The 25,620-nt window shown below is 73.8% G+C and carries 21 protein-coding genes; 13 read left to right on the top strand and 8 right to left on the bottom strand.

All coding sequences use genetic code 11. The annotated features are described in order from the left end of the window. Nucleotides 1–13: 13 nt before the first annotated feature. Genes msrB through I5071_RS42025 form a run of 3 tightly spaced genes read right to left on the bottom strand, consistent with a single transcriptional unit; the run spans nucleotide 14 to nucleotide 1,727 of the window. A complete protein-coding gene (gene msrB / locus I5071_RS42015; protein WP_236519030.1) occupies nucleotides 14–460 on the bottom strand; it encodes a peptide-methionine (R)-S-oxide reductase MsrB in 447 nt (148 codons plus the stop codon). Between the two features lie 11 nt (nucleotides 461–471). Beyond that, complete coding sequence (locus tag I5071_RS42020; protein WP_236519031.1) at nucleotides 472–1,314, bottom strand: pirin family protein; 843 nt, start codon at nucleotides 1,312–1,314, stop codon at nucleotides 472–474. After that, nucleotides 1,311–1,727 carry a DoxX family protein gene (locus I5071_RS42025; RefSeq protein ID WP_236519032.1) on the bottom strand — a complete coding sequence of 139 codons (417 nt, stop codon included), beginning with the start codon at nucleotides 1,725–1,727 and terminating at the stop codon, nucleotides 1,311–1,313. Before I5071_RS42025 ends, I5071_RS42020 begins: the two co-directional genes overlap by 4 nt. A gap of 86 nt (nucleotides 1,728–1,813) precedes the next feature. Between I5071_RS42025 and I5071_RS42030 the strand changes: the two genes are divergently transcribed. Continuing rightward, entirely contained in the window at nucleotides 1,814–2,737 is a 924-nt protein-coding gene (locus I5071_RS42030) for a LysR family transcriptional regulator (protein ID WP_236519033.1), read from the top strand. Here the strand turns inward: I5071_RS42030 and I5071_RS42035 are convergent. The 4 genes from I5071_RS42035 to I5071_RS42050 all read right to left on the bottom strand — a co-directional run bounded on the left by I5071_RS42035 (nucleotide 2,722) and on the right by I5071_RS42050 (nucleotide 7,367). Further along, nucleotides 2,722–3,243 carry a hypothetical protein gene (locus I5071_RS42035; protein ID WP_236519034.1) on the bottom strand — a complete coding sequence of 174 codons (522 nt, stop codon included), beginning with the start codon at nucleotides 3,241–3,243 and terminating at the stop codon, nucleotides 2,722–2,724. The genes I5071_RS42030 and I5071_RS42035 overlap by 16 nt on opposite strands. 75 nt (nucleotides 3,244–3,318) lie before the next feature. Further along, a complete protein-coding gene (locus tag I5071_RS42040) occupies nucleotides 3,319–5,763 on the bottom strand; it encodes a U32 family peptidase (protein ID WP_236519035.1) in 2,445 nt (814 codons plus the stop codon). A gap of 87 nt (nucleotides 5,764–5,850) precedes the next feature. After that, nucleotides 5,851–6,387, bottom strand: coding sequence for a hypothetical protein (locus I5071_RS42045; RefSeq protein ID WP_236519036.1), 537 nt, complete (start codon nucleotides 6,385–6,387; stop codon nucleotides 5,851–5,853). Between the two features lie 113 nt (nucleotides 6,388–6,500). After that, nucleotides 6,501–7,367, bottom strand: coding sequence for an MBL fold metallo-hydrolase (locus I5071_RS42050; RefSeq protein WP_236519037.1), 867 nt, complete (start codon nucleotides 7,365–7,367; stop codon nucleotides 6,501–6,503). A 27-nt stretch (nucleotides 7,368–7,394) separates the two neighbouring features. Between I5071_RS42050 and mutY the strand changes: the two genes are divergently transcribed. From mutY to I5071_RS42100, 10 genes are all read left to right on the top strand, one after another. After that, nucleotides 7,395–8,447, top strand: a complete 1,053-nt coding sequence (mutY, locus tag I5071_RS42055) for an A/G-specific adenine glycosylase (protein WP_236519038.1) — start codon at nucleotides 7,395–7,397, stop codon at nucleotides 8,445–8,447. 68 nt (nucleotides 8,448–8,515) lie between these two features. After that, nucleotides 8,516–9,997 carry a DUF4215 domain-containing protein gene (locus I5071_RS42060; RefSeq protein WP_236519039.1) on the top strand — a complete coding sequence of 494 codons (1,482 nt, stop codon included), beginning with the start codon at nucleotides 8,516–8,518 and terminating at the stop codon, nucleotides 9,995–9,997. A 270-nt stretch (nucleotides 9,998–10,267) separates the two neighbouring features. Beyond that, nucleotides 10,268–10,777: an FKBP-type peptidyl-prolyl cis-trans isomerase gene (locus I5071_RS42065; protein ID WP_236519040.1), complete on the top strand. Its 510-nt coding sequence runs from the start codon at nucleotides 10,268–10,270 to the stop codon at nucleotides 10,775–10,777. Between the two features lie 262 nt (nucleotides 10,778–11,039). Next, nucleotides 11,040–12,377 (top strand): cyclic nucleotide-binding domain-containing protein, encoded by a 1,338-nt coding sequence (locus I5071_RS42070; protein WP_236519041.1) that lies wholly within the window; start codon nucleotides 11,040–11,042, stop codon nucleotides 12,375–12,377. After that, complete coding sequence (locus I5071_RS42075) at nucleotides 12,377–13,408, top strand: sensor histidine kinase (protein ID WP_236519042.1); 1,032 nt, start codon at nucleotides 12,377–12,379, stop codon at nucleotides 13,406–13,408. The genes I5071_RS42070 and I5071_RS42075 overlap by 1 nt, the downstream gene beginning before the upstream one ends. Beyond that, the gene (locus I5071_RS42080; protein ID WP_236519043.1) at nucleotides 13,405–14,994 is read left to right on the top strand and encodes a sensor histidine kinase; all 1,590 of its coding nucleotides are present in this window, start codon (nucleotides 13,405–13,407) and stop codon (nucleotides 14,992–14,994) included. The genes I5071_RS42075 and I5071_RS42080 overlap by 4 nt, the downstream gene beginning before the upstream one ends. Before the next feature lie 48 nt (nucleotides 14,995–15,042). Further along, nucleotides 15,043–15,981, top strand: a complete 939-nt coding sequence (locus I5071_RS42085) for an AAA family ATPase (protein WP_236519044.1) — start codon at nucleotides 15,043–15,045, stop codon at nucleotides 15,979–15,981. Nucleotide 15,982: 1 nt separating this feature from the next. Further along, entirely contained in the window at nucleotides 15,983–17,026 is a 1,044-nt protein-coding gene (locus tag I5071_RS42090) for a DUF58 domain-containing protein (RefSeq protein ID WP_236519045.1), read from the top strand. Then, the gene (locus I5071_RS42095; protein ID WP_236519046.1) at nucleotides 17,023–19,179 is read left to right on the top strand and encodes a transglutaminase TgpA family protein; all 2,157 of its coding nucleotides are present in this window, start codon (nucleotides 17,023–17,025) and stop codon (nucleotides 19,177–19,179) included. Before I5071_RS42090 ends, I5071_RS42095 begins: the two co-directional genes overlap by 4 nt. Before the next feature lie 237 nt (nucleotides 19,180–19,416). After that, the gene (locus tag I5071_RS42100; protein ID WP_236519047.1) at nucleotides 19,417–19,992 is read left to right on the top strand and encodes a hypothetical protein; all 576 of its coding nucleotides are present in this window, start codon (nucleotides 19,417–19,419) and stop codon (nucleotides 19,990–19,992) included. 121 nt (nucleotides 19,993–20,113) lie between these two features. On the opposite strand, the gene I5071_RS42105 is transcribed toward I5071_RS42100, so the two are convergent. Continuing rightward, nucleotides 20,114–21,046 carry a hypothetical protein gene (locus I5071_RS42105; RefSeq protein ID WP_236519048.1) on the bottom strand — a complete coding sequence of 311 codons (933 nt, stop codon included), beginning with the start codon at nucleotides 21,044–21,046 and terminating at the stop codon, nucleotides 20,114–20,116. Nucleotides 21,047–21,154: 108 nt separating this feature from the next. Between I5071_RS42105 and I5071_RS42110 the strand changes: the two genes are divergently transcribed. Together I5071_RS42110 and I5071_RS42115 are read left to right on the top strand one after the other, a co-directional pair. After that, a complete protein-coding gene (locus tag I5071_RS42110; protein ID WP_236519049.1) occupies nucleotides 21,155–24,901 on the top strand; it encodes a tetratricopeptide repeat protein in 3,747 nt (1,248 codons plus the stop codon). Beyond that, the gene (locus I5071_RS42115; protein WP_236519050.1) at nucleotides 24,892–25,620 is read left to right on the top strand and encodes a hypothetical protein; all 729 of its coding nucleotides are present in this window, start codon (nucleotides 24,892–24,894) and stop codon (nucleotides 25,618–25,620) included. Before I5071_RS42110 ends, I5071_RS42115 begins: the two co-directional genes overlap by 10 nt.

Consider the following 25,620-nt stretch of genomic DNA (forward strand, 5'->3'; position numbering starts at 1 on the left):
GATTCGAGCTCTCTCAGTCCGAGACCTTCTTCAGGGCGACCGCGTTCATGCAGAAGCGCAGCCCGCTCGGCTTCGGACCATCCGGGAACACGTGCCCGAGGTGCGCCTCGCACACGTTGCAGAGCGTCTCGACGCGCACCATCCCGTAGCTGCGATCGACGTGGTACGCGATCACGTCCTGCGCGACGGGCTGGGTGAACGAGGGCCATCCGGTGCCCGACTCGAACTTCGACGATGCGTCGAAGAGCAGCGTGCCGCAGCACTTGCACTCGTAGCGCCCGGGCTCGAACAGCGAGCACATCTCCGAGCTGAACGCGCGCTCGGTCCCGTGCTGTCGCGTGACGTGGAACTCCTCGGGCGTGAGCAGTGCGCGCCACTCCGCCTCGGTCTTCCGCACGGTGCGCGGCGGCGGGAGATTGCCCTTGTCGGCGAGCGAGACGACGTCGTTCCAGGTGAGCATGAAGAGCGCATCTAGTGCGACGCGCCGAGCGCGACAAGCTCACTCATCGCCACGAACCGGCCCGCGCGGTAGCGCATGAGCATCTCGGCGATCTCCCGAGGCGACCCCGCCACGAAGGGCCCGTGCTGGACGATCGGCTCGTCCAGCCGCTCGCCCGCGTAGAGCACCGCGCGCGCACCGTGCGGTCCGGCCCGGAGGACCACCGGTCCCTCGACCCGCTCGATCCACGCGACCTGCCCCGCGGCGACACCGTCCAGCGAGCCCTCCACGACGTAGACGAGCCCGCCGTACGAGCCGGGCAGCGCCTGCTCGATCGCCGCCCCCGCCTCGAGCCGCAGCTCGAGCATCGTCACCGGCACCACGTTGGCCCGGGGCGCGACGAGCTCGCCGCTCCGACCCGCGTAGACACGCACCTCGGCACCGCGCTCCCGCTGTACCGGCGCATCGGCACGGCGGATCACGCGAAAGCCCGGCGCCGTGTCCCGCGCATGCGCGGGCAGCGCGACCCAGGTCTGCAGGATGCGCGTCGGACCTCGCGACTCGAGGTGCTCGCCGTGCACGATCCCGCGGCCCGCAGTCATCCACACCGCGTCGCCCGCGTGGAGCGCGCCCTCGTCGTGATCGAGCACCGAGCCCTCGAGCACGAGCGTGAACGTCTCGAGCCCCGCGTGCGGATGGGCCTCGCCGATCCGCGTGCCGGGCGCGAGATCGATACGATCGTCCATCGCGAGCACGAACGGATCGCTCGCGGACGGATCCTCGGGCCCGAGCACCGCGACCGCGGTGTGCCCCGGGCCCAGGAAGCCGCCGGACGGAGCCGGCGTGTCGACGCCGGGCAGCATGCGCTCGCTCATACGGCCCTCGTCGCGAAGCGGCCGACCGACCACGGCAGCGGCCGCGACAGGCGCGACGCGGGGCGCAGGGCCCACGACGCCGCACCGATCGCCAGCAGCGCGAGCGGCGCGATCGCACCGGGCCCGTCTCCGCTCGCGAGGTGCGAGAACGCGGCGCCCGTGAGGTCGAACGCGATGCCCGCGTAGGCCCACTCCTTCAGCTGCCCGAGCCCGGGCGCGAGGAGCGCGACAACGCCCGCGAGCTTCCAGACGCCGAGCAGCGTCGCGAGGTACGCGGGGTAACCGAGGCGCTCCAGGCCGGTCATCACCTCGGGCGCATGCATCAGGTCGAGCGCTCCGCCCGCGCCGAGCGCGAGCGCGAGGAGCGCAGTGGAGATCCAGTAGCCCATCGTGTGTAGCGCGTTGCTCTTCATCTCGAGCTCCTTTCGGAACGCGCTCAACGTGGGGGCGCCGGGCCGCCTGTTGCTACGGTCGATCGAATGGCATCATCTGCTCGGAAATGATCCAAGTCGATCCGCCCGAGACCGCCGAGCTCCTCACGTTCGTCCGAGTGGTCGACGCGCGCTCGATGACGAAGGCGGCGACGGAGCTCGGTGTTCCGCGCGCGACGATCGGAAGGCGCCTCGCGCGCCTCGAGGAGCGGCTCGGCGTGCGGCTCGTGCGGCGCACCACGCGCAGCCTCGCGCTCACCGAGCCGGGCGAGCGTTTCTACCAGCACGCGCGGCGGGTGCTCGACGCGCTCGGCGAGGCGGAGTCGAGCGTGCGCGGCGATCGCACGACGCTCTCGGGCAGCCTCCGCGTGTCGGTGCCGCCGATGAACGACGACGAATTCTTCGCGATGCTCGCGGCCTTCGCCGCGGCGAACCCCGACGTGCGCCTGCAGGTCCACTTCTCGAGCCGCCACGTCGATCTCCGCCGCGACGGCTACGACGTCGCGCTGCGCGCGGGGACCATCTCCGAGCCCGGCCTCGTGTCGCGCACGCTGACGCGCATGCCGGTGATCGCGGTCGCGTCGCCGGGCTACCTCGCGCGCTCCGGGACGCCGCGCACGCGTCGCGATCTCAAGCGGCACCGCTGTCTGATGGGCTTCGAGCGCGGGGACGTGCCGCAGTCGCAGTGGCCCGCGAGCGGCGGCGTGCTGCACGTCGACGGAGCGTTCTTCTCGAACGAGATCCGACTGCTGCGCGCGGCCGCGCTCCGGGATCTCGGCATCGCGATGCTGCCGACGACGCTGGTGGGCGACGACCTCGCGCGCGGCTCGCTGGTGCGCGTGCTGCCCGGCGTGCTGCACGGCGAGAGCAAGCTCGCGGTGGTCTATGCGGAGCGCACGCTGGTGCCGCCGCAGGTGCGCGCCTTCATCGAGGCCGTGTCGGCGTGGGCGCCCGGTTGGATCGAGCGGCGGCTCGCTCAGAACATCCAGTAGGTCACGAGCCAGCCGATGATCGTGCCGATCGCGAGGCCGCCCAGCACGACGACCGTCGACACCGTCTTGCTCGGCGCCGGCGTCTCGGCCCAGTTGCGCCGCCGCGTCAGCCGCTTGCCCAGCACCAGCGCCAGCGGGCTCTCGCGCGTGATCCCGAGCAGGTCCGCGACCGCGCCGATCGCGCGGCGATCGGCGTCGCGCACGTCGGGCGAGCTCTCCTTCAGCGCGACCGCGTAGACCAGCGCGAGCGCGGGCGGCAGGCGCTCCGCGGATCCCGGCTCGGGCGCGAGCAGCGCGCACACGTCGGCCCACTGGTTGCGGCCCACGAGGCGCTCGATCGACGCGAGCCGATCGTCCACCACCGGCTTCACGTCGACCGTCGACTTGATCTGCTCGGCGGGCGTCGGGTTCTTCATCGAGAACACGCCCGGCCGCGCCGGCGGCGTCGCCGGCGGCAGGTCCGAGGGGAGCGGGAGACCGGCGGGCGCGGAGTCGTGGACGCTCACGTGATCCAGCGTACCGGATCGAACGTCGTGTCGGGAACGATCCGCTCTCGGCGGATGCACAGCGGGGTCGACCGCTCACTGCAGGACGCGCAGCGTGCCCTTCACGACGCCGTAGCCGCCTTCGGTGCGCAGCTCGCGCAGCGTGTCCTTCGCGCTCGCGCGCCCTTCGATCAGCCCGCGGTACGCGCGCACCAGTCGATGCACGTCGGCCGCGCGCTCCCGCACCAGCTCGATGCGGAAGCGCTGCACGCCGCGCTCGCGGAGCCGCGCGACGAGGTCCGCCGCGCTCTGCGCCTTCGCGTGGAACACGGTGTTGCGACAGCCGACGTCGGCCTCGACCGGGTGATCGATGCCCGCGCGATCGCGCAGGGAGATCTGGTGCGTCTCGCAGGGCCGGCCACACGTCTTGTAGTCGCTGCCCTCGCTGAGCAGCGCGGCGATCACGCAGTGCTCCATGTGGAAGAGCGGCATCGGGTGGTGCAGCACGACCTCGGCGAACGGCGCGAGCGTCGCATCCAGCAGCGAGACGAGCTGCTGCGCGTCGAGATCGAACGAGGGCGTGAACGCGGCGAGACCGCGCGCGAGCACCTCGCCCGCGCTGATGCGGTTCGTGACGTTCAGCGAGAAGTCGCCGATGCGCTCGATGCCGTCGCTCGCGCGCTGCGCATCGAGCAGCGCGCCGAGCCCGCGCACCAGCAGCGCGTCGGGCGCGAGCGAGCGCAGGAACTTGTCGATCTTCTCCTCGCCCGGCTTGCGGATGCGCGGCGGCGCGAGCGTGAGGTGGAACGGCGTGCCCCGCGCGCGCAGCGCACGCACCGCGTCGCCGGTGCCGGTGAGCTCGAGGAAGTCGAGCGCGATTCCGTCCGCGCCCGCGTCGAGCGCCGCGCTCGCCTGCTCGAGCGTGCGGCAGAGGACGAAGAGGCCGGCGCGCGCCGGTGCGCGATCGGGCACGCTCGCGGCGCGCACCAGATCGCTCGCGGTGATCGACGTCGTTGCGTGCGCGGCGTGGCTCGAGGTGGAGAGCGCGTCGGTGAGCGCGCGTCGCGCGCGGTTGAGCGACGAGATCGGCAGGTGCGCCGCGCTCGGCAGATCGACCTCGAGCGCGCGCAGCGAGAACGGCGTGTCGCCGAGCCGGCCGAGCTGCTCGCGCAGCCGCGCCTCGTCGAGCGCGTGCTTGTCCGCGTGCGCGAGCGGCGCGTCGCAGGTCACGCGCGCGGTCTGGCCGCGCTCGGTGCGCGCCTCGAGGATCGGCGCGTCTCCGATCGTGCCGGTGAAGCGCAGGTCGAGCGCGATGCGATGAGGCTCGCGCTCGAGGCGCGTCAGCACCGCGCGCTCGCGCACGGGATCGCTCGTCTTGAACACGCGGTGGCCGACGCACGCCGCGCTCGCGTCGACGTCGGGACCGAGCCACACGCGCTCGCCGTCGACGTCCCAGACGCGCCCGCCGACCTCGCCCTCTCCGGCGCGCGCGCCTTCGATCAAGAGGCCGTCGCCGCGCGCGATCGGCGCTTCGAGATCGCGCAGCACGAGCCACACGCGGCCGCGCTCGCGCTGCACCCGCGCCAGCGTGCCCACCTGGAGCCCGCGGTGATCGCAGCCTCGCGCATCGACGAGCCGCTGGTGATCCACGCCCGCGAGGAATCCGGGCCCCGAGCCGCGCGAGTACGCCTGGAGCGCGTCGCGCCTCGTCTCCTCGAGGTCTTCCGGCTCGCCCATCGCGGCAGAGATCGCGCGGCGATAGAGCGTCGTCGCGGCGCCGACGTAGTCCGGACCCTTCAGGCGTCCCTCGATCTTCAGCGACGAGATGCCGAGCTTCATCAGCTCGGGCACCAGCGCGCTCGCCTCGAGATCCTCGGGCGAGAGCAGGTGCGCGCGGTCGCCGAGGTCGCGCACCACGCCGTCGACCACGAGGTCGTAGGGGAGCCGGCACGCCTGCGCGCACGCCCCGCGGTTCGCGCTGCGACCACCGAGCGCTTCGCTGGTGAGGCACTGCCCCGAGTACGCGATGCACAGCGCGCCGTGCACGAACACCTCGAGCTCGAGCTCGGGCGCCGACGCGCGGATCGCCGCGATCTCCGTCACCGAGAGCTCGCGCGCGAGGATGATGCGCGACGCACCGATCGACGCTGCGAACGAGGCCGAGCCCGCGTCGGTGCACGTCATCTGCGTCGAGGCGTGCAGGTGCAGGCTCGGCGCGATCGCGCGCACCATCCGCGCGACCCCGAGGTCCTGCACGATCACCGCGTCGACGCCGGCCTCGGCGCAGGTGCGGATCGCGCGCTCGACGATCGGCAGCTCGTCCTCGAACACCAGCGTGTTGAGGGTCACGTAGCCGCGCACGCCGTGCGCGTGCAGGAAGCGCATCGTGCCGGCGAGCTCGCGCGCGTCGAAGTTCGTGGCGCGAGCGCGCGCGTTGAACCCGGTGAGCCCGAAGTAGACCGCATCGGCGCCGGCACGCACTGCCGCGCGCATCGCGTCCGCATCGCCCGCGGGGGCCAGCACTTCGGGGCTCGAGGACATCCGCGCATCTCTGCGGGGTCCGCCCCGTCCCCGCAAGGGCGCGGAGCGCGCCGGGCACGTCGGAGACCGCCCGGCGCGCGCGTCACCTCACGGACGGTTGCCGCTGAGCTCGGTCGCGAAGAACTGACCGCGGATGTTCTCGCCGGCGCGATAGCTGCCGATCCAGATGTCGTACTGACCGCCCGCGGGGCGCGAGAAGTCGAGCATCGGGTTCAGGCTGCCGCCCTCGTCGTCGGAGCAGTACCAGCGGCCGTTCGGGTCGTTCACGACGAGCGTCGTGTCGCCCTGGGCGCGCACGTAGAGCCGCAGGAAGCTCGCGGGGTTCGCGTACCGCAGGATCAGGTCGGGCTGGGCGGTGACGAACCCGCGGCAGTTCGGCGCGAGGCCCATGCGCGAGGCGTCGAGGTTGCCGCCGGACACCACGTTGTGCGCCGACGGGTCGGGCAGGAAGCCGCCGTTCAGCCCGAACACACCGAAGTTCGCGCTGCCTCCGCCGATCCGCAGCGCGCTGGCCTGCGCCGCGAGCCGTGAAGTGGGTGTCATCGCGAAGGCCCCGACGACGGCGACCGCCGCCACGAGCGCCGCCAGCCACGAGCCCCGGATTCGCTTCGTCTTCTCTTGCATCAGTCTCCCTCGTAGAGCGCCCACCGACGTGTCGAGCCTCGGAGATGTTCACGCCGGGTGGGCACCGATGCGGGAGGATACGCACGAGGAAGAAAGGAATTCCGACCCGCTCCTCATCCTGCGCGGCGGATCGCGGGCGTCGCTTCGGCCGCGGTGCGCAACGCGTCGTACTCCTCGGGGTCGTGCGCGCAGAACACGCGCACGTCGCCGCCCTCGCGCAGCGTTCGCAGTCGCGCGTGGTTGTCCGCGATGCGCGAGCGATCGAACGCGAGGCGCTGCTCGAACAGGCGCAGACCGGCGGGCATCGGGGCACGCGCCTCGTCGATCGCCGCGCGGTGGAAGTACGCATCGCCGCAGTGCACCAGCGGTCCGCCGCTCACGCCCTCGACGCCGACGCACGCATGACCGCGGGTGTGGCCCGCCAGCGGGATCAGGAAGATCTCGGGCGGCAGCCCCTCGAGCGCGCGCACTGCCTCGAAGCCGCGCCAGCGCTCGCCCTTCGCCTCGTAGGTCGACCACTTCGGCCCGTGCGCGAATTGCATCGGGCGATAGCGGCTCTTCTCGGGCATCGTGCGTCGCAGCAGCGCCGCGTCCTTCTCCGCCGCCATCACGTGCACCGTCGCCTGCGGGAAGTCGGGCAGGCCGCCCGCGTGATCGAGATCGAGGTGCGTCGGGACGATGTGCCGCACGTCGCTCGCGCGGAACCCCATCGCCTCGATCTGACGCAGCGCCGTCTGCGCGACCGAGGGCGTGCTCGTGCCGATCAGCACGTGCGTGAAGAGACCGCCGAGGCGCCCCGCGGGATCGCCGCAGTCGTCGACGCCGATGCCGGTGTCGACCAGCACGAGCCCGTGTCGCTCGGTCTCGATCAGCAGGCAGTGGGCCTCCATGCGCCCGCGCGCGAAGAGCGATCCGCGCCCGTTCACGAGGCGCGCGGACATCGGACAGAACGTGAGGCACGAGAGGTGGTGGACGCGCATCGCGCACGACGATACACCGCCTCGCCGATGACCGAAGAGCGCGCCGCGCTGCTCGCCTGGTTCGACGCGAACGCACGCGATCTGCCGTGGCGCCGGACTCGCGATCCCTACGCGATCTGGGTCTCGGAGGTCATGCTGCAGCAGACGCGCGTCGAGACGGTGCTGCGCTACTACGAGCGCTTCCTGACGCGCTTCCCCGACGCGCACGCCCTCGCGAAGGCGAGCGAGGACGACGTGCTCTCGATGTGGAGCGGGCTCGGCTACTACCGGCGCGCGCGGCTGCTCCACGCGGGGGTGCGCGAGGTCGTCGCGAGCTACGGCGGGCGAGTCCCCGAGGACGCGACGTCGCGCCGCGCGCTGCCGGGCGTGGGCCGCTACACCGCGGGCGCGATCGGATCGATCGCGTTCGAGCGCGAGGAGCCGCTGGTCGACGGCAACGTCGCGCGCGTGCTCTCGCGACTGCGCGGGATCGACACGCCGCTCGGTCGTCGCGACACCGAGGCGCGCCTCTGGGACGAGGCCGAGAAGATGGTGCGAGGACCTCGCCCCGGCGCGCTCAACCAGGCGCTGATGGAGCTCGGCGCGACGGTGTGCACGCCCTCGAGCCCGAAGTGCCTGTCGTGCCCGATCACGCGATCGTGCGTCGCGCTCGCGAGCGATCGCACCGACGTGCTGCCGGTCGCGAAGGCGCGTCGTGCGCCGCGCGAGGTCGCGATGGTGGCGGTGGTCGCGCGCGACGCGCAGGGCAGGGCGATGATGGTGCGCGGCGAGAAGGCGCTCTTCGGCGGGCTCTGGGGCGTGCCGATGCGCGAGGGGAGCGACGCGAAGGACGCGCGCGCGGCGCTGCGCGAGCACGGGATCGACGCGCGGCTGACGCGCGAGCCGGCGGGGCGCATCGAGCACGTGCTCACCCATCGACGGCTCGACGTGCAGGTCTTCGTGGCCCGGCTCTCCAGTGCCAACGCTGGCACTGGCGCGCGGGCGGTCGGCGCGAGCGATCTCGCCTCGCTCGGGGTCTCCACGTTGACGCGCCGCATCCTGGAGATGAGCGATCTCACGATTTCTCGCTTCCAACGCTGAAGCGGCATTCAGTAGGCTCCCCCGGCTCGGTTCCCCGTTCTTTTCCGCTTTCGATGGGGGAGGTCTCGATGGCTCGACTTCGCTTGTGGTCGTCGTGCGCGATCGTGCTCGCGCTCGGTACACCTTCGTTCCTGGTCGGGTGCAGCGAGTCGCGCACCCTCGGCGACGACGCCGGCATCATCCTGATGATCGACGCCGCGCCGCGCCCCGACGCGTTCATGCCCGGCCCGGTCTGCGGCAACGGCACGCTCGAGGCCGGCGAGGCGTGCGACGACGCGAACACGTCGCCCGGCGACGGCTGCGACGCGAGCTGCGCGCGCGAGCCCTACTGCGGCGATGGCACCACGACCGCCCCCGAGGTCTGCGACGACGGCAACAACCGCAGCGCCGACGGCTGTCGCTCCGACTGCCGCTCGAACGAGACCTGCGGGAACGGCATCGTCGATCACGCGGTCGGCGAGGTCTGCGACGGCGACGCCGCGACGTGCACCGACGAGTGCACCGTGCTCGTCGGCTGCGGCAACGGCACCGTCGACGAGGGCGAGGCCTGCGACGACGGCAACACGTCGCGCTGGGACGGCTGCGGCGCGGACTGCCAGGAAGAGATCTCGATGCAGCTCCAGATGCTGGAGTTCGGCGACGCGCGCACCGGCTGCGACTTCAGCGGCGACGGCATGCCCGACAACCGCTTCGCGCGCGCGCTCGGGCCGGCGGCGTCGTTCCTCAACATGTTCCTCGGCGGCGGCGGGCCCGGTGGTGGCGGTGGTCCGACGTTCCTCATGTCGTTCGTCGGGCTCGAGGACCGCAGCGGCGCGAACGACGACTCGCTGCGCGTCGCGTGGATGACCGGACAGCCCGGGCCGAGCTCGGGCACGTTCCTCGTCGATCAGGCGGCGCTCGACGATCGCGGCAACGCGCGCACGTCGCTGCAGGGCGCGATCATGTCGCGGCAGCTCGACGCGGGCCCCGAGGACATCGAGCTCCCGATCGACTTCTTCCCGATCACGCTCAACAAGGGCCACGTGCGCGGCACGACGGTCGCGTCGGGCGGCGAGATGTCGAGCATCTCGGACGGCCTGCTCTGCGGCGCGATCGGCCCCGAGCTGCTCACGCTGGTCAACGCGGATCTGCTCGAGAACCTCGGCGGTGGTGGCGGTGGCGGCGGGTTCTCGATCGAGATCGGCGATCCCTGCGACGGCAGCACCGAGCCCGCGACGCTCTTCGACATGATGGTCGGCGGCGCGATGATCGCGATCCTGCGCATCGGGAACGTGCCGCCGGACGTCGACGTCGACGGCGACGGGCTCGAGACGTTCGAGGTCACGCGCGACGGGCCCGAGGGGTGCCAGGCGGTGATCACCGCGTGCATCGACGGCGACGGAACGCGCTTCGAGGGCCGCGAGTGCGTGACCGAGCAGGTCGCGGGTCGCCCGCGCTTCGTGGACGGGTACTCGGCGGGCCTCACGTTCACCGCGCAGCGCGCGGAGATCGTCGGCGTCAGCGAGGGTGGCGGCGGCGGTGGCGAGCCGGTGCCGCCCCCGGGTGGCTGAGCCTTACCGGAGTGCTCGTCCCGCAGGTCCCGGACGGGAGCGCGCGAAGCGCGCGGACGGTAGGGACCGGCGGGCGAGCCGATGATGAGCGGGATCCACGGCATGTGATCCGACGAGAGGGGCGTGCCCGACTGGGCCGCCCCTTTCGCGTGAGTGGCCCCGGACGTGGGGCGTGGTGCGCCGAGCCGCGGCGGGCTAGGGTGGGCGTTCGCGCGCGAATCGCCCGCGAACAACGTACTACCCGCACCTAAGCGAGCGGGCGGAGGCACCGTGTCCGAGAGCGTCCAGAGCATCGCGGCCGATCAGGTCGTCGGCATCCACTACACCCTGAAGAACGCGTCCGGCGAGGTGATCGACAGCTCCTCCGGCGACGAGCCTCTGTACTACCTGCACGGCCACGAGAACATCGTGCCGGGGCTCGAGCGCAAGCTCAGCGGCCGCAAGGTCGGCGACAAGCTCAACGTCACCGTGCAGCCCGCCGACGGCTACGGCGAGCGCGATCCCCGCGGTGAGCAGCGCGTCCCGCGCGAGGCGTTCCCGCCCGGCACGCCGCTCGAGGAAGGCGTCCAGCTCGCGCTCCGTGATCCCTCGGGCCAGATCGTCCCGATCTGGATCTCGAAGGTCGAGAGCGACGTCGTGCACGTCGACCTCAACCACCCGCTCGCGGGCGAGGTCCTGCACTTCGACGTCGAGATCGTCTCGCTGCGCGCGGCGACCGAAGAAGAGCTCGAGCACGGGCACCCCCACGGCGCCGACGGCCACGAAGGCCACCATCATTGATCGTTGGCGTTCGATCCACCGGGAAGGACGCGGCGCGATACGGGGGCTGATCGTCCACCGCTCGCTGCGCGCGCTCCTCACGGACGCAAGTCCGCTGCGGTGCGTGCTCGCGACCGGCGGCCGCTGAGCCCCCGTCTCCCGCCGCGCGCTGGCCATCGGCGCCCTGCCGTCTCGAGGCAGCGCTGCGCCGACCCGGGCCCAGCCCGGGACCGGGTCCTGCGCCGACCCGGACCCCGACCCGGTCTGTTAGGCTGCGCGCCCGATGGCGGCTCCCAACACGAACAACGGAACGCTCGACGAGGCGTGGTCGCTGGCGCTCGCGGACCAGCGCGACGAGGCGCTGAAGCGCTGCATCGCGCTGCTCGAGGCCGACCCGATGCAGCTCGGCGCGGCGGCGCTCGCCGTTCAGCTGATCGCGCGCGCCGAGGGATTCGATCGCGATGCGCTCGAGGCCACCGCGGCGCGCCTGGTCGACGCCTACGTGCGGCGCAGCGATCTGCCCGCTGCCACGGCGATCGCGGCGCTCGCGAGCGACGCCGGCGCCGACGCCGGACCGCAGCGCAAGACGATCGCGAAGGCCTTCGGAAAAGGCAGCGCGCGGCTCGCCGACGTCTCGCCCGCACCGCCGCCGCTGCCGGTCCCTGCGCCGGTCGAGGGCACGCTCGCGAAGCTCGAGGGCGCCGCGCTGATCGCGCGCGCCGAGGCCGCGCTCGCCACGATGCGCGCCGCCGAGGACAGCGCGCCCGAGAGCGGCAAGGTCAGCCAGCTCCCGCTCTTCTCGGCGCTGCGCCCCGAGGCGCTCGAGCGCCTGCTCGCGGGCTTCACGCTCCGCGATCTCGCGACCGGCGCGCTCGCGATCACCCAGGGCGACGAGGGGCGCGAGGCGTTCGTCGTGGTGCGCGGCGCGCTGCGCGCCGAGCGCCGAGCGAGCGAGGAGTCCGCGCAGCCCGAGGTGCTCGCGGTCCTCGGCCCCGGCGCGATCTTCGGCGAGATGGCGCTGGTGAGCGAAGCGCCGCGCGCGGCGTCGGTCGTCGCGCTCGAGCCGGTGCAGCTCCTCGTCGCGAGCCGCGACGTGCTCGAGAAGCTCGCGCAGAAGGAAGCGGCGATCGGCAGCGAGCTCGCGCTCTTCTGTCGGCATCGCATGATGGCGAACCTGCTGCGCCACGGCGCGATCCTCGCGGCGGTCGCGCCCGCGCAGCGCGACGATCTCGTCGCGCGCTTCGCGAGCCGCGACTTCGCCACCGGCGACGTGCTGGTGAAGGAAGGCGAGGAGAGCGAAGGGCTCTTCCTGATCGCGAGCGGGCACGTGCGCGTCACGAGCACCGACGCCGACGGGGATCGCATCCTGCTCGCCGACCTCGGCCCCGGCGACGTGGTGGGCGAGATCGGCCTCGTGCTCCGTCGCCCCGCGACCGCGACCGTGACCGCGACGACCCCGACGATCGCGCTGCACCTCTCGCGCGATCAGTTCCACGACGCGATCCGCGCCCATCCGACGTTGCTCTCCGAGCTCTACGAGCTCGCGACCAAGCGCGAGGAGGAGACGCGCTCCGTCGTCGCGCAGCAGGCGCTCGACGTGGAGGACGTCGTCCTGGTGTGATGGCCTCTCGGGCTCGCGTCGGATCGAGCTTCCGCGCCCGTGCGTCGCTCGCGGTGATCGCGGCCGGCACGATCGCGATCGTGCCCTGGGCGACGCGCGACGGCGGGTCGTGGCGCGACTCGTCGCTCGGTTGGGTCGTGCTCGCGTGGGCCGCGCTCGCGCTCGCCTCGGTGTACGTCGCGGCGCGGCTCGGACGCATGCGCCGCGCCGCGACCACGCTCGGCGGGCCGACGCTCCGCAGCGTGGCGTTGGCGCAGGCACGCGCTCGGCTGCGGGCACGGCTCGACGCGCTCCGCACCCGCGCTCACGAGAAGCGCCGCATCGCCGAGCGCGCGCAGCGATCGAAGGAGGAGTTCCTCGCCGCGGTGAGCCACGAGCTGCGCACGCCGCTCAACTCGATCCAGGGCTTCGCGGAGGTGCTCCTCTCGGAGATCGAAGGACCGCTCTCTCCTTCGCAGCGCGAGGACGTCGAGGCGATCCACACCGCGGGCGCGTACCTCAAGGAGCTCGTCGACGAGGTGCTCGACTCGTCGTCGCGCCGCACGCCGATCGCTTCGCGCCTCGAGCACGTCGATCTCGCGGCGCTGGTGCGCGAGGTCGCACGCCTCGTCGAGGTGCAGCGACGCGACAAGCCGATCGTCATCGAGGTCGAGATCGCGCCCGACCTCGCGCGCGTCCCCGCCGATGCGCGGCGCATCCGCCAGATCCTGCTGAACCTCGGCGCCAACGCGGTGAAGTTCACGAAGAAGGGCCACGTGCGCTTCCGCGCCGAGGGCGGCGGCACGCGCGAGGTGCGCCTCTCCATCGAGGACACCGGGCCCGGCATCGCGAAGGAGGATCTCGATCGCATCTTCCGCACGTTCGAGCGCATCGACACGAACCGCGGGCGCACCGAGGGCTGGGGCCTCGGGCTCGCGATCGCGCGCGAGATGGCGGAGTGGCACGGCGGTCGGATCGACGTGACGAGCACGGTCGGTCGCGGCTCGACGTTCACGCTGGTGCTTCCGGCGCAGGGAGGGCCCTCGGCGTGACCAGCGAGGAGATGACGACGAGCGAGCTGCTCGAGAGCGACCTCCCGCTCGTGCTCCCGCTGCCGACGCGCGTGGGCGGCGCGCGGCGTGTGCTGGTCGGTCTCATCGCGGTGGGCGCGGTCGAGATCGTCGCGCTCGGTGCGCTCTGCGTGCTCGCGGGGCGCGACGTCGGGATCGCGCTCGCCGCGGTGACGCTCGCGGCGGTCGCGCGTGCGCTCGCGGGCGCGGGGTTCGTGCACGCGCAGCGCATCCTGCATCGCGCCGCGCGCTCCGACCCCGGCTCGGCGCCCTTCGCGCCCTCGCCGCGCGTGCTGCGCACCGCGGAGCGCATGCCGCTCGTGATCGCCGCGCTCGGCTGGATCGTCGTCGCGCTCGGGCTCGCGCCGCTCGAGCCGAGCGTCGTGCCCGCGGTGCTCGCGGCGGGCGCGCTCGTGACCGCACCCGCGGCGCGCCTCGTCGCGGCGCCGCTCGAGGCGTGGATCGCGCGCCTACCGGCCCGCGATCTGCTCGACCCGACGCGCCTCGAGATCGCGTTGCGCGACGCGACCATCGCCGCCGTGCCCGCGCTCGCGGTGGGGTTCGCCGCGCTCGCGTTCTCACCGACCGCCACCGCCGCGCTCGCGCTCCTGCCCGGCGTCGTGATCGCGCTCGTCGAGATGGGCCGCACCACCATCGCGCGCGCCGAGCTCGACGCGATCGCGACGCACGTCGACGCGCTCGATCCCGAGGCCGACGAGCAAGAGGTCGAGCCTCCCGCGCTGCGCACCGAGATCGCGCTCGGCGCGTGGGCCGACGTGCGCGCCGAGGTCGACGCCGCATCGGTCGCGCGCCGCGGCGAGGCGAACGCGCAGCGCCAGATCGAGCGCGAGGAGCAGGTGCGCTCGCGCTTCATGGCGGCGATGGGCCACGAGCTGCGCAGCCCGCTCAACTCGATCGTCGGGTTCGCGCAGCTCCTCGAGGACGGCGCGGACGGACCGATGACCCACGATCAGCGCGAGAGCGTCGTGATGGTCCGCCGCAGCGCCGAAGATCTCCTGCGCCTCCTCGGCGACATCCTCGACTCCGCGCGCCTCGACGCGCGCCGGCTGCGCATCAAGCGCGAGTGGACTCCCTCGGTCGAGATCGTCACCGAGGCCGTGCGCCTCGGGCGATCGATCGTCGAGGGCACGGCGGTGAAGATCGATCCGCAGATCCAAGCGGGCCTGCCGCCGGTGTACGTCGATCGCGCGCGCATCGTGCAGGCCGTCGTCGCCACGTTCCGTCACGCGGCGCGCGGCAAGAGCGAGGGCGTGCTCACGGTGCGCGCCGGGATCGGCGATGCGCGCAGCGGCGCGCGCGCGCTGCTCATCGAGGTGCGCGACGACGCGCGCTCGCTCGGCGAGGACGATCTCGCGCGCATCTTCGACGCGTTCGGCGACCTGCGCGACTCGACGAGCGGGCGGCGCGTCGGAGGCCTCGGCCTCGCGCTCTCGCTCGCGCGCAAGCTGGTGCGGCTGCACGACGGCGACGTCTGGGCCGAATGTCGCGACGCGACGAGCACCCGCTACGTGGTCGCCGTGCCGCTGCACACCTCGTCGGAGGGCTAGCTTTCTCCGTCGGGAGCGCACGGGGGCGTCGTGGTACCTTCGGCCTCGGTGAGCGGTCCTTCTCTCGCGACGCGCCTCGTCGAGCACGTCGGTCGTGTCCTCCTCGGCAAGGGCGAGGTCGTCTCGCTCGCAGTGACCGCGCTCCTCGCGCGCGGTCACCTCCTCGTCGAAGACGTCCCCGGCGTCGGCAAGACCACGCTGGCGCGCGCCCTCGCGCGGTCCATCGGCGTGGGCTTCCGGCGCATCCAGTTCACCTCGGATCTGCTGCCCGCGGACGTCCTCGGAGGCTCGATCTACGATCCGAGCACCGGCGCGCTCACGTTCAAGCCCGGGCCCGTGTTCACGCCGATCCTCCTCGCCGACGAGATCAACCGCACCACGCCGCGCACGCAGTCCGCGTTGCTCGAGGCGATGGAGGAGCGACGCGTCTCGATCGAGGGCGAGACGCGCCCGCTCGAGGAGCCCTTCTTCGTCGTCGCGACGCAGAACCCCGAGGAATTCCACGGCACCTATCCGCTGCCCGAGTCGCAGCTCGATCGCTTCCTCCTGCGGGTCGAGATCGGCTATCCGCCGCGCGAGGTCGAGCGTCGTCTGCTCGGCGCGCGCCGCGGCGGCGATCCCGTCGAGTCGCTCGCGCCGATCGTCACGCTGCCCGAGCTGCTCGCGGCGCAGGCCGCGGTGAACGAGGTGCGCACCGAGGATCTCGTCCTCGACTACCTGCACGAGATCGTCTGCGCGACGCGCACCACGCCGCTGCTCGAGCTCGGCGCCAGCACGCGCGCAGCGCTCGCGCTGGAGCGCGCGGTGCGCGCCCACGCGCTGGTCTCGGGCCGCGCCTACGCGACCCCCGACGACGTGAAGGCGCTCGCGGTGCCGGTGCTCGCGCATCGCGTCCGCGTCGCGGGCGCGGGCGACGGCTCGCGCGCCCGAGGCGATGCGGCGCGCGTGGTGCGCGACGTCGTCTCCGGCGTGCCGGTGCCCGTCTGACATGGCCCGCGAGCGCGCCGCCGCTGCCGAGAAGAAGGCGCGTCGAGCGCGGCGCGGGCTGCGCTTCACCCGAGAAGGGCGCGTCTTCGTGCTCACCACGCTCGGCGTCGGCGCGGGCGCGGTGAACACCGGCAACAACCTGCTCTACCTCGTGCTCGGCCTGATGCTGAGCCTGATCGTGCTCTCGGGCGTGCTCAGCGATCTCGTGCTGTGGTGGGTGCGCGTGCGTCGCGCGTTGCCCTCGCGCGCGTTCGTGGGCACGCCGTGCGTGGTCGAGCTCGCGCTCGCGAACGACAAGAAGTGGCTGCCGAGCTTCTCGATCGAGGTCGAGGACCAGGCCGAGGACGAGCCCACCGATCGTCGCTGCTACTTCCTCAAGGTCGGCGCGCGCGCCGAGCAGGTCGCGGCGTACCGTCGCGTGCCGAGCAAGCGCGGCGTGCTCGTGCTCTCGCGCTTCCGCCTCAGCACCCGCTATCCGTTCGGGCTCTTCGAGAAGTGGCGCCTGGTCGACGATCGCGCCGAGCTCCTCGTCTATCCGGCGCTCGTGCCGGTCGTCGCGCCGACGCTCCCCGCGGGCGCGCGCGCCGAGGATCGTGCGAGCCCGCGCCGTGGCCCCGGCACCGAGCCCGCGAACCTGCGCGAGTACCGCGCCGGCGACGAAGCGCGCTCGGTGCACGCGCGCCGCAGCGCCGCGCTCGGCCGCCTCGTGGTGCGCGAGCGAGAGCGCGAGAGCGGCGCGCGCCTCTCGATCGTGCTCGACAACGCGCGCCCCGCCGGCCTCGACGACGGCGCGTGGTCGGGCGCGTTCGAGCTCGCGGTCTCGCGCGCCGCGTCGCTCGCGGAGCGCGCGCTCGCGCACGGCTCGAGCGTCGACGTGCTCACGCGCAGCGGCGGCTCGCCGGTCGTCCTCGGCGGCGGCGCGCCCGATCCGATCCTGCGCTACCTCGCGCTGCTCGCGCCCGCGCAGGGCGACGCGCCGCTGCCCAGTCCCCGCACTCCGAGCGTGATCGTCGCCCCCGAGCTCGCGGTCGAAGCCGTCGCATGAGCTTCACGGCGCTCCACAAGCACGTCACCTACATGATGGCGGGCCTGGGGCTCGCCGCGCTCTTCCTCGGCGGCGAGCTCTCGCTCTTCGTGCAGGCGCTCATCGTCGCGGGCTTCGTCGCGTCGGTGTTCGTCGAAGGGCCGCGCCTGCACCAGCCGGGATGGCAGCGCGGATGGAACGTCGCGCTGCTCGGTCTCTTCGCGCTCGCGATCGTCCGCGGCGTCCTCGGCGAGCCCCTGCTCCCGCTCGCGCTCGAGCTCACTGCCGGGCTCCAGATCTCGCGCCTCTGCAACCGTCGCAGCGCGACCGAGCACCAGCAGATCGCGATGCTCGCGTTCCTCCAGCTCTGCGCCGCGACCGTGCTCTCGACCGAGCTCACCTACGGCATCGCGTTCCTCGGCTTCGTCGTGGTCGCGCCGTGGATGCTCGCGCTCACGCACCTGCGCAGCGAGATCGAGGGGCACTATCCCGGCGATCCCGATCCCGGCCGCGCCGCCGACGTGCGACGCGTGCTCGCGTCGCGTCGCGTCGTCGGTCCTTCGTTCCTGGTCGGCACCGCCGCGCTGTCTCTTCCGCTCTTCCTGATGACCGCGGCGCTCTTCGTGCTCTTCCCGCGCGTCGGGCTCGGCATGCTCTCGTTCGGGCGCGGCTCGCCGACGCACGTCGCGGGCTTCGGCGGCGACGTCGAGCTCGGTCAGGTCGGGTTGGTGCGCGACGATCCGACCGTCGTGATGCGCGTGGTGCCGCCCGGCATCGGCCCCGAGATCACGCCGCCCTCGCGCGCCGCGATCCGCATGCGCGGCACCTCCTTCGATCGCTACGACGGTCGACGCTGGTCGCGCACCCTGCGCGAGCCGCGCGCGGTGCGACGTTACGACGACTACTACCCGATCGAGCGCGTGCCCGATCTCGATCGCGATCTGCCGTTCGAGATCGTGCTCGACCACCTCGATGATCCCGTCGTGTTCCTGCCGGATCGCGCGGTCGCGGTGCAGATCCCCGGGCGCGTCACGACCGGCATCGAGATCGGACGGCGGCTGACGCTCGAGCCCGGGCTCGATCTCCGCTACGAGGCCGACGACGCGCTCGGCCTGCGCTATCGCGCGTGGGTGGCCGAGCCCGGCTCGCGCCGCGAGGATCCCGAGCCGCTCGACGCCGCGTCCGCCGCGCCCTACCTCCAGGTCCCTCCGGGGCACGAGCGCGTCGCGCGGCTCGCGCGCGAGTGGACCGAGGGCGCGATCAGCGATCGTGATCGCGCCGAGCGCATCCAGGAGCAGCTGCGCGCGATGCGCTACTCGCTCGACATGCAGGACCCCGGCACGCGCCTGCCGCTCGACGCGTTCCTCTTCGACTGGCGCGCCGGGCACTGCGAGTACTTCTCGACCGCGATGGCGATCATGCTGCGCTCGCTCGGCGTGCCGGCGCGCAACGCGACGGGGTTCCTCGGCGGTCGTTGGAACACGTGGGGACGCTGGTACGCGATCACCAACGGCGACGCGCACAGCTGGGTCGAGGTGTGGCTCGAGGGCGAGGGCTGGGTGACCTTCGATCCGACGCCCCCGTCGCGCGGCGAGGTCGACTTCGCGCGCGGCCTGCTCGACGAGCTCTCCGCGATGATCGACGCGCTTCGCACGAGCTGGGAGTCCGACGTGATCGGCTACGACCTGCGCGCCCAGCGATCGCTCGCGCGGCGCTTCGCGCAGTGGATGCGCGAGCTCGGCGCGTCGTCGCCCTCGGGCGGCGCGCGGATCTCGGCAGACGAGCCGACGCGCGCGCGCGCCGGCGCGCCGCTGCCGTGGACGCGCATCGTCGCGATCGTTGCGCTCGCGATCGTGATCGGCGCGGCGATCGCGGTGGTGCGCCGTCGTCGCGACGCGCAGGCGCGGGTCGCGGACGTGCCGGAGAGCGCGCGCGAGGTGGTCGCGCTCTACCGCGCGCTGGAGCGCGCGCTCGAGACGCTGGGTCGCGGCAGACCGCTCGACCGCACGCCGCGCGAGCACGCCGCGCTGCTCGAGGCCGAGGGCTTCGTGCACGCCGCGATCGTGCGCGAGGTGACCGAGCGCTACCTCGCGGTGCGCTTCGGCGGCGAGACGCTCGCTCCGAGCGAGCTCGCGCGCCTGCGCGAGCAGCTGCGCGACGTGAAGCCGACCTGAGCGCTACGCTGGGCGCATGCATCGCTTCCATCTGGTCCCAGCGCTGGCGCTCTGCGCGCTCTTGCTCCCGTCACGCGCCGACGCCCAGCGCCCTTACCTGACCGACGATGCCCGCGTGGTCGGCGGCGGATACGTCGAGCTCGAGAGCTGGGCCCGCGTCGATTCACGCGAGGTGCAGCACTGGATCACCGGCACCTTCGGTCCCTTCGAGCCTCTCGAGCTCACGCTCGGCGTGCTGTGGGGGGGGGAGGGTACGGCACCCAGGACGGCGCGCTCACCGGTGTCGGCGTCGCGGGCCCGCTCGCCCAGGCGAAGCTCGAGCTGCACCCGACCTCGCCCGACGCGCCGCCCGGCGTCGCGCTGGTGGGCGGCGCGATCGCTCCGTCGGGCGCGGGCGCGTTCGAGCGGTACGGGTGGAGCGCGTGGGGCTATCTCGCGCTCACGCAGTCGTTCTTCGCGGGCGACCTGCGCTTCGACATGAACGTCGGCGTCTCGACCGGGAGCGACGGCCGGCTCTCGCCGCTCTTCGGGCTCGCGTTCCGCGCGCGCATCTACGGCGTGCTCGGTCTCGCAGGGGAGGTCGCGACCGGCGACGCGCTCGATCGCCGCGCGGTGGAGCGCGGCTCGGTCCAGCTCGGTCCGCGCCTGATCCTCTCCGACAAGATCGAGATCGACGCGACGTTCGGCACGACCTTCCCCAGCATCGAAGCGGGCTGGTGGGTCAGCTGCGGCATCCGCTTCCGGATGCCGCGCCTCTACGACCCGCAGCGAGCGCGCGAAGAAGCGCTCTTCGACGCCACCGGACGACACTGAAGGGGCGCTGCCGGCGCTACCCACGATCCGCAGATGCGCGAGTGGGTGTCGCGCCGGCTCTACCTACGATCCGCAGATGCGGGAGCGGGTGTCGCGCCGACGATTCCGGACGGGTGCCCGCTCAGGGCACCGGCGGCTCGCAGGTGCCGGGGCCGTCGTAGCAGAGCCCGTCGATGCACGCGCCGCAGTCGCAGTCGGCCGCGGTGTCGCACGCGACGCGGCTGCAGCCGTGGGCGTCGGTCTCGGCGTCCGCGCCGGGCGTGCAGCGCAGGTTCACCCCGCACGTCCACTCGCCCTCGCACGAGAGCGCGCGGCACCGGCCGTCGCTCCCGCAGCGCTCGCCCGCCGCGCAGGGATCGCTCTCGGCGGTGCGGCAGTCGATCTCGCACACCCGCTGGGTCGAGCCGTCGCACAGGCACGACGCCGCGCGCTCGACGCAGAACGAGCCCGGGCCGCAGTCGCCGTCGACCTCGCACTGGTGCTCGGCGGGCCGGCAGATCCCGCAGGCGCGCGGCGTGCCCGGCGGCACGCAGGGGAAGCCCTCGCACGCGACGCTCGAGGTGCACATCGGGTGCTCGGGCGGCGGCGGCGCGTAGCCGGGGCACGTGTCGTCGACGCAGTCCCCGCAGGTGCGCTCCTCGACGACGATGCCGCTCTCGCAGCGGATCCGCGTGAAGCAGCAGTCGCCCTCGTCCAGCGTGCACCCGACGAACTCGTCGGCGTGGCAGAACGCGGTGCCGCCCGCGTAGTGCGAGTACTCCTCGCAGTCGCGCACGTGGGGCGGCGGCGGCGAGCAGATGCGCGACATGCGCCGGATGCGCCCGTCGACGCAGCGGATCGTCGTGCTCGGCCCGCAGCTGCCGAGGTCGTCGCAGTGCAGCCCCGTGACGCATGGCGCGCCCTCGGGCGCCGCCGATGCCGCCGCGCAGTCCGCGACCAGCCCGCCGTCCCCGAGGGGCCCCCCGTCGGCGTCGTCCCCGCGCCCGTGCGCGCCGAAACAGCCCCCCAGCACCAGCGCCGCCCCGAGCGCCGCGACCATCCCCGTGTGCCGCATCCTGCCAGTCTCCCCGTGTTTCCCCGCCTCCAGCAACGCTCGATCCACGGCCATGTGTGTTTGTCGCTGCGATCCCCCCCATGAATCGACTACGATCTCGCGCGCCAGATGGCCGAAGGCCCCGAGGAGCAGACCGCACGCGCCAAGCGGCTCATCGCCGAGCGCAATTACGACGAGGCGATCCGCGTCAGTCGGCGGGCGCTGCTCACGCGCCCGGACCTCGTCGAGGTGCGCCTCCTGCTCGGTCAGGCGCTGCTCGTCACCGGGCGCTACGAGCAGGTGCGCGTCGAGATGATGGCGCTCGCGCGCAAGCACCCGAACCTCGCGGAGCTGCATCGCATCCTCGGCGAGGCGTACCTGCGCGCCGGTCAGACGCCGAAGGCGAAGGAGTCGCTGCGCCGCGCGGTGGAGCTCGACGCGCACGACACGATCGCGCGCGACCTGCTGCGCGAGGCGGTCGACGAGGAGAGCCCGCTCTCGCACACGATCCAGCGCTGGTTCGGCGAGGACGAGCCCAAGACGGTCGAGCAGGCGCTGCCGCCGCAGTTCGACGACCCGACGCCCGCGCCGGCGTCGCCGCGGGTGCGCACCGCGCCGAGCGAGCCCTCGGTGCAGGTCGATCCGGCGCTCGCCGAAGAGGCCGCCGCCGCGGCGAAGGCCGCCAAGATGCCGGCCGCGCCCAAGGCGGCCGCGCCGGCGCCGCGACCGATCCGCAAGCCGACGATGATGGGCATGGGCGCGGTCCCGCCACCGCGCGCGCCCGCCCAGCCGGCGCGGGCCCCGCAGCGCACCGCAGCGCCCCAGGCGGCCGCCGCACCGCAGGTCGCGCGCTCCGCGCCGCCGCCTGCGCGCGCCAGCGTGCCGCCCCCGCCGATGACCGCGCTGCCGCACGTCGGCGAGGCGGGGCCCACCCAGCCGGTGCCCGCGCTGCGCACCAACGGCCACGGCGACGTCCTGCGCGACGCCGCGACGGTCGCGCACGGACGCGCGCGCCGCGCCCTCGACGACGATCCGCCCACCGACGAGATCGCCCTCGAGGAGCCGACCCGCTCGCGCTCCGATCGCGCCGAGCCCGAGCAGGACGAGGACGACGACGCACCGACGCTGCTCGGCCGTCGGCCCGACTCGCTCGCGCCCGCGCCCGCATCGCGCCCTCCGCCGGCCCGTCTGCCGCCCGTCGCGCCGATCCCGCGCTCGGTGCCCCCGCCCGCCGCTCCGCCGCGCGCTGCGCCTCCTCCTTCGGCGCCCCCGCCCGCGCGTCCGTCGCGCCCGCCGGAGCACCCCGGCGCGCTGCGGCCCGCGATGCGCTCGGCGCCGCCGCCCGCGATCGTGCCGCCGCAGGACGAGCTCACCTCGTCCGAGACGCTGGTGCGCGATGCGGCGGTCGCGCGTCCGTTCCTCGGTGGCCGTGCGGCCGAGGGCATGCCGCCCGAGCCGCCGACCGATCCGCGCCGCGTCGATCCCGCGCCGATCCAGACGCCGCAGATCCCGATCGACGTGCGCGCGCAGGTCACGACCGAGTCGACGCGCCGCCGTCCTGCGTCCATCGCGCGCATGGTCGTGCTGGTCGTGCTCGGGCTGGTGGTGATCGGCCTCGCGGGCGTCGGCGTGCGCACCTACCTGCGACGCGGCGGGGACGCGGCGATCCGCAGCGCGGCCGCGCAGGCGAGCAGCGACGGGCGCCGCACCAGCGTCGAGCGCGCGATCGCGACGATCGACGTCGAAGGCGCCGACGCGCCCTGGCGCATCGCGCTGCGCGCGCGCCTGCTCGCGACGCTCACGCTCGAGCACGCGGAAGATCGCGCGACCGAGGTCGAGGTCGAGCTCTCGCGCCTCGAGCGCGACGGCGCGGCGCTCGCCGACGCGCGCATCGCGCGCAGCCTGTTGCTCGTCGCGCAGGGGCGCGGCCCCGACGCGTTGGGCGTGCTCAGCGGGCTCGCGGCGAGCGGCGAGGAGCTCGCCGAGGCGTTCCGGGCGCGCGCGTGGGCCGCGGCGTCGGCGGGGCGGGTGCCCGAGGCGGAGGAGTCGGCGCGTCAGGCGCTCACCGTGCGTCCCGGCGCGCCGCGCCATGCGGCGATGCACGCGGTGCTGCGCTTCGCGGCGGGCGATGCATCGAGCGCGCTGGGCGTGCTCGACTCGGTGCCGAACGGCGCGACGTCGCCCGCGGTGCGGGTCGCTCGGGCGCGCGTGCTGCTCGAGAGCGGCGGCGATCCGGTGCGCGCGGCGGCGGAGGCGGACGCGGTGCTCACCGAGCTCGCGCCGAGCGCGTCGGCGGTGGAGCTCGGATGGGCGTACCTCGTGCGCGCGCAGCTCGCGGCGCGTCGCGGGGCGCAGGCCGAGGCGCGCGCGGCGGCGCTCGAGGCGGCGTCGCGCACGCCGGCGTTCGACGAGGGCTACGGGCTCAGCGTGGTCGAGACGCTGCTCGAGGCGGAGGCGCCGAGCGATGCGCGCGATGCGCTGGCGCGCCTGCCCTCGAGCCCGGTGGATCCCACGCGGCGCGCGATGTTGGTCGCGGAGGTCGCGCTCGCGTCGAACGACCTCGCGGGCGCGGAGACCGCGCTGATGTCGGCGGGCGCGGGCGCCCACGCGGAGCTGCTGCGGGCGCGCGTCGCCGAGGCACGCGGCGAGCTCGACACCGCGCGCCAGCTCTACGATCGCGCGGCGGGCGATCCCCGGGAGGCGCTCGAGGCGCGCACGCTCTCGGGCGCGGTGCTGCTCCGGATGTCGCGCCCCCGCGAGGCGCGGGCCCAGCTCGATCACGCGCTGCGCCTCGCGCCCGCGGACGTGCGCGCGGTCGCGCTCTTCGTGCGGGCGGCGCTCGCGACCGGCGACGCGGCCGCGGCGGAGACCGCGATCCAAGCGGCGCTCGCGCATCGTCCCGACGCGATCGAGCTGGTCGCGGCGCGCGGCTCGGTGCTGCTCGCGCTGGGGCGCATCGACGAAGCGCTCGCGGCGCTGCAGCGCGCGTGCGAGGTGCGCCCCGAGGACGCGGAGCTTCGCGCGGAGCTCGGCGAGGCCGGCCTGCGCGCGGGTCGTCGCGACGTCGCGGCGTCGGCGTTCCAGGAGGCGCTGCGGCTCTCGCCCGGGCTCGCGCGCGCGCTCGTCGGCTCGGCGACGCTCGCGATCGACGACGCACGCTTCGACGAGGCGAGCGCGTCGATCGAGCAGGCCTCGCAGGCGGGCGCGGCGCCGCTCGACCTCGCGCGGCTGCGCGCCGATCTCGCGGTGGCGCGCGGCCTCGGGCACGGCGCGATCGCGAGCATCGAGCCGCTGGTCGAGGAGAACCGGCGCGACGGGCCGCTGCTCGCCGCGCTCGCTCACCTGCACGCGCAGGCCGAGGACGATCGCGAGGCGCGCGATCTGTACACGCGCGCGGTGCGCGCCGACGACGACAACTACGAGGCGCTGCTCGGGCGCGCGGGCGTCGAGATGCGCCGCGGTGATCTCGGAGGCTCGGCGCGCTCGATCGATCGCGCGGAGCGCGCGGGCCGGCAGCGCGGCGCGTCGACGTCGTTCTTCGCGCGGGTGTCGGTCGCGCGGGCGCGGCTGCGCTACGAGGTCGGCGATCTCGACGAGGCGCGCCGGCTCGCGCAGCAGGCGATCAGCGCGGACCCGCGGTGCAGCGAGGCGCACCTGCTCCTCGCGAACGTCGCGATCGAGCGCAACGAAGATCCGATCCCGCACTTCCGCGCGTCGATCGCGGGCACGCGCGTGATGCCCGAGGCCGTGGGACGCCTCGCGATCCGCCTTGAGCGCGGCGACGAGGCGTGCACCCTCGCGCGTCGCTACATCGAGGCCGCGCCCCGCGGCTACGATCGCGACGAGGTCGACGGCGTCCAGCGCCGATGCCACTGATCGACGAACGAGCGACGATCGTGTGCGGCACGAACCGCGACGATCTCGCGTCGTTCGTACGGGTGCGCGTCGAGCCATCGCGAACGTTGATCGCGATCGCCGACGGCCACTCCTGCGGGTGGAGCAGCGGTGTCGTCGAGATCGCGAGGCCCGTGCTCGATGCGGTCGAGCGCGCGCTGGAAGTCGAGCCCGATGCGAACATCGAGTCGCTCTTCGTGCCGGCGCGCACTGCGTTCTACGAAGCCGCGGCGCCGTATCCCGAGGACTACGACGTGGGTGGCCCGGCGGCGCAGCTGACGATCGTCGAGCTGCAAGCACGGCGTGCGCGCGTCGCGAGGCTCGGCAACCTCGACGTGAGCGTGATCCGCGCGGGGCAGCTCGCCGAAGTGCCGAGCCCCGGCTCGTTCGGGGACTGGATCGAGCGCGCTGTGTTCGGTCCGCCGCGCGTGCGCGAGCTCGAGCTCGCGACGGGCGACCTCGTGGTGCTCTCCCGGCGCTGGGTCACGTTCCCACTCGCGATTCCGCCCTTCGACGTGGACGAGCTCACGCGTGCACTGGTCGCGCTCGCGCCACACGCACGCGATGCGCGCGACTTCGTGGCGGCTGCGCTCGCGCGGTGGGAGCACGATGAGGGCGCGATGCAGCGCAGCCATCCTTCTCACGGCGCGTCGCGCGTGGTGCTCGCGGCAACGCACGCGCGCGCCGACATCGGCTGCTAG

This window comes from Sandaracinus amylolyticus, assembly GCF_021631985.1.
Lineage (GTDB): Bacteria > Myxococcota_A > Polyangia > Polyangiales > Sandaracinaceae > Sandaracinus > Sandaracinus amylolyticus_A.